2 protein-coding genes are annotated in these 4,375 nt (G+C 64.1%); one reads left to right on the plus strand and one right to left on the minus strand.

The genetic code is table 11. The features are described from left to right. Window positions 1–419: 419 nt before the first annotated feature. Entirely contained in the window at window positions 420–1,616 is a 1,197-nt protein-coding gene (locus tag DBO86_RS24365; RefSeq protein WP_108235110.1) for an amino acid aminotransferase, read from the minus strand. Between the two features lie 244 nt (window positions 1,617–1,860). Between DBO86_RS24365 and uvrB the strand changes: the two genes are divergently transcribed. Further along, window positions 1,861–3,876: an excinuclease ABC subunit UvrB gene (uvrB, locus tag DBO86_RS24370; RefSeq protein WP_108235111.1), complete on the plus strand. Its 2,016-nt coding sequence runs from the start codon at window positions 1,861–1,863 to the stop codon at window positions 3,874–3,876. Window positions 3,877–4,375: the final 499 nt, after the last annotated feature.

Below are 4,375 nucleotides of genomic sequence, written 5' to 3' on the forward strand. Positions count from 1 at the left end.
GAAGCGTTTGGTTGTGCGGTGTTCTTGCGATTCGCCGCGAGGCGCGGCTCCTACAGGGGGAGGCGGTGCCTGTGGTGCTTGCGTAGGAGCCCCGCCCCGGGGCGAAGCGTTTGGTTGTGCGGTGTTCTTGCGATTCGCCGCGAGGCGCGGCTCCTACAGGGGGAGGTGGTGCCTGTGGTGCTTGCGTAGGAGCCCCGCCCCGGGGCGAAGCTGTTGGTTTGCGGTGTTCTGGAGGATGCTTCGCGGCGGGGCGCCGCTCCTACGGGGGCTGTGATTTTTGTGGGAGCCCCGCCCCGGGGCGAAGCTGTTGGTTTGCGGTGTTCCGGAGGATGCTTCGCGGCGGGGCGCCGCTCCTACAGTTATTCGATGCATACAAAAACGCCGGCTTATGGGCCGGCGTTTTTGTCTATCGCAGAGGCTTAAAGCACGGCGTGGATGGCGCGGGTGACGCTGTCCAGGTTGCCGTTGTTCAACGCTGCGACGCAGATGCGGCCGGTGCCGACAGCGTAGATGCCGAACTCGTTCTTCAAGCGCTCCACCTGCTCCACGGTGAGGCCGGAGTAGGAGAACATGCCGCGCTGCTGCGCGACGAAGCCGAAGTCGCGCTTGGCACCCAGTGCGGCCAGTTGTTCGACCATGGCCAGGCGCATGCTACGAATGCGCTCGCGCATTTCGCCCAGTTCGGCTTCCCACATGGCGCGCAGTTCGGGGCTGTTGAGCACGCTGGCGACCACGGTGGCGCCGTGGGTCGGCGGGTTGGAGTAGTTGGTGCGGATCACGCGTTTGAGCTGCGACAGGACGCGAGTCGACTCTTCACGGCTGCTGGTGACCAGCGACAGGGCGCCGACACGTTCGCCGTACAGCGAGAACGACTTGGAGAAGGAGCTGGAGACGAAGAACTCCAGGCCCGACTCGGCGAACAGGCGTACGGCTTCGGCGTCCTGCTCGATGCCGTCACCGAAGCCCTGGTAGGCGATGTCGAGGAAGGGCACGTGCTCGCGCTCGCGCAGGACGTCCAGCACGGCTTTCCAGTCTTCCAACTGCAGGTCGACGCCTGTCGGGTTGTGGCAGCAGGCATGCAGCACGACTATGGAACGGGCCGGCAGGTTGCGCAGGTCTTCGAGCATGCCGCCACGGTTCACGCCGTTGCTGAACGGATCGTAGTAGCGGTAGTTCTGTACCGGGAAGCCGGCGGATTCGAACAGGGCGCGGTGGTTTTCCCAGCTTGGGTCGCTGATGGCCACGGTGGCGTCCGGCAGCAGGCGCTTGAGGAAGTCGGCGCCGATCTTCAGTGCGCCGGTACCGCCCAGGGCCTGGGTGGTGATCACGCGGCCGGCTTCGATTAGCGCAGCGCCTTTGCCGAACAGCAGTTCCTGCACGGCCTTGTCGTAGGCGGCGATGCCTTCGATGGGCAGGTAGCCACGTGGAGCATGCGCCTCGATACGCGCTTTTTCGGCTTCTGCTACGGCGCGCAGCAGCGGAATCCGTCCCTCCTCGTTGTAGTAGACGCCCACGCCAAGGTTGACCTTGGTCGCGCGGGTGTCGGCGTTGAATGCTTCGTTGAGGCCCAGGATGGGATCGCGCGGAGCCATTTCGACGGCAGAGAAGAGACTCATGATGGATGCGGCAGCTCGAGTGAGGGGTGGGTGGCCAGGCGTCCCCGACAAAAGCGCTAGGGGGCGCGTAAACGGGGCGTTAGTATAACGACCCTGTATCCAGGGGGCGACAGCGCAAAGCCCTGAATTAAGGCCTTTTGCCAGGTAATTCGACTCTATCTGGAGCTATTGCCGAGTCGCCCCGCAATTCATGGCTTTGACGCCGCCCGACAGGGCGCGTCACAGTCGTTTGTCGAGGTGCTGCATGTCCGAATTTCAGTTGGTGACCCGCTTCAAACCTGCCGGCGACCAGCCTGAGGCGATCCGACAGATGGTCGAGGGGCTGGAGGCGGGGCTTTCGCACCAGACGCTGCTCGGCGTGACGGGCTCGGGCAAGACCTTTTCCATCGCCAACGTGATCGCCCAGGTACAGCGTCCGACGTTGGTGCTGGCACCGAACAAGACCCTGGCGGCGCAGCTGTACGGCGAGTTCAAGGCGTTCTTCCCGAACAACGCGGTGGAGTATTTCGTCTCCTACTACGACTACTACCAGCCGGAAGCCTATGTGCCGTCGTCGGACACTTTCATCGAGAAGGATGCGTCGATCAACGACCACATCGAGCAGATGCGCCTGTCGGCGACAAAGGCGCTGATCGAGCGCAAGGACGTCATCGTGGTCTGCACCGTGTCCTCGATCTACGGCCTGGGCAGCCCCGAGGAGTACCTGAAAATGGTGCTGCACCTCGACCGGGGCGACAAAATGGACCAGCGCGCGCTGCTGCGGCGCTTGGCCGAGTTGCAGTACACGCGCAACGACATGGATTTCGCCCGGGCCACCTTCCGCGTGCGTGGTGATGTGATCGATATTTTCCCGGCGGAATCGGATCTGGAGGCCATTCGCGTCGAGCTGTTCGATGACGAGGTGGAGAGCATCAGCGCCTTCGATCCGCTGACCGGGGAGGTGATCCAGAAGCTGCCTCGCTTTACCTTCTATCCCAAGAGCCACTACGTCACCCCGCGTGAAACCTTGCTGGAGGCGGTGGAGCACATCAAGGTCGAGCTACAACAGCGTCTGGAATACCTGCGCGGTGCCAACAAGCTGGTGGAGGCGCAGCGTCTGGAGCAACGCACGCGTTTCGACCTGGAGATGATCCTCGAGCTGGGCTACTGCAACGGCATCGAAAACTACTCGCGCTACCTGTCCGGTCGCCCGGCTGGCGAGCCGCCGCCTACGCTCTATGACTACCTGCCGGATGAAGCCCTGCTGGTGATCGACGAGTCCCACGTCTCGGTGCCGCAGGTCGGCGCCATGTACAAGGGCGACCGGTCGCGCAAGGAGACGCTGGTGGAATACGGCTTCCGCCTGCCTTCTGCGCTGGACAACCGGCCGATGCGCTTCGAAGAGTGGGAGTCCGCCTGCCCGCAGACCATTTTCGTCTCCGCCACGCCCGGCCCTTACGAGGGCGAGCATGCCGGACGCGTGGTGGAGCAGCTGGTGCGACCGACCGGTCTGGTCGACCCGCAGATCGAGGTGCGTCCGGCGCGCACTCAGGTCGATGATCTGCTCTCGGAGATCCGTTTGCGTGTGGCTGCGGGTGACCGTGTGTTGGTCACCACGCTGACCAAGCGCATGGCCGAGGATTTGACCGACTACCTGGGTGACCATGACGTCAAGGTGCGTTACCTGCACTCGGACATCGATACTGTTGAACGGGTGGAGATCATTCGCGACCTGCGCCTCGGCGCCTTTGACGTGCTGGTGGGGATCAACCTGCTGCGTGAGGGCCTGGACATGCCCGAGGTGTCGCTGGTGGCGATTCTCGATGCAGACAAGGAGGGTTTCCTGCGCAGCGAGCGCTCGCTGATCCAGACCATTGGTCGCGCGGCGCGTAACCTCAACGGCCGGGCGATCCTGTATGCCGACAACATGACCGGTTCGATGCAGCGTGCCATAGGTGAGACCGAGCGGCGCCGTGCCAAGCAGATCGCCTTCAACGAAGCCAACGGCATCGTGCCCAAGGGCGTGCAGAAGGACGTCAAGGATATCCTCGAAGGCGCCGTGGTGCCTGGTGCGCGTAGCAACAAGCGCAAGGGCATGGCCAAGGCGGCGGAGGAGAGCGCGCGTTACGAGAACGAGCTGCGTTCGCCGAGCGAGATCACCAAGCGTATTCGTCAGCTGGAAGAGAAGATGTACGCCCTGGCGCGCGACCTGGAGTTCGAGGCCGCCGCGCAGATGCGTGACGAGATTCAGAAGCTGAGGGATCGGTTGTTGCAGGTTTGATGTTGCTGCGTGGGGCCGAGGTGCCGGTGTAGGAGCCCCGCCCCGGGGCGAAGCTTCTGGACGTGCGGTGTGCTTGCGATTCGCCGCGGGGCGCGGTTCCTACAGGGTGGCGCGGTGCCTGCGGGATTTGTGTAGGAGCCCCGCCTCGGGGCGAAGCTTTGGCTTTGTGGCGTTCTCTCGATTCGCCGCGGGGCGCGGCTCCTACAGGGTGGGCGGTGCCTGCGGCATGCGTGTAGGAGCCCCGCCCCGGGGCGAAGCTTTTGGCTTTGCAGCGTTCTCCCGATTCGCCGCGGGGCGCGGCTCCTACAGGGTGATGCGGTGCCTGCGGCATGCGTGTAGGAGCCCCGCCCCGGGGCGAAGCTTTTGGCTTTGTGGCGTTTTCTCGATTCGCCGCGGGGCGCGGCTCCTACAGGGGGATGCGGTGCCTGCGGAATCTGTGTAGGAGCCCCGCCCCGGGGCGAAGCTTTTGGCTTTGTGGCGTTCTCTCGATTCGCCGCGG

Origin of the sequence: Ectopseudomonas oleovorans (genome assembly GCF_003052605.1) — a bacterium.
In the GTDB taxonomy this organism is placed as follows: domain Bacteria; phylum Pseudomonadota; class Gammaproteobacteria; order Pseudomonadales; family Pseudomonadaceae; genus Aquipseudomonas; species Aquipseudomonas oleovorans_A.

What these genes read in the sequence shown, in the direction of transcription:
- DBO86_RS24365 (WP_108235110.1), bottom strand. Translation starts at nt 1,616, where the DNA reads ATGAGTCTCTTCTCTGCCGTCGAAATGGCTCCGCGCGATCCCATCCTG.
- uvrB (WP_108235111.1), top strand. Translation starts at nt 1,861, where the DNA reads ATGTCCGAATTTCAGTTGGTGACCCGCTTCAAACCTGCCGGCGACCAG.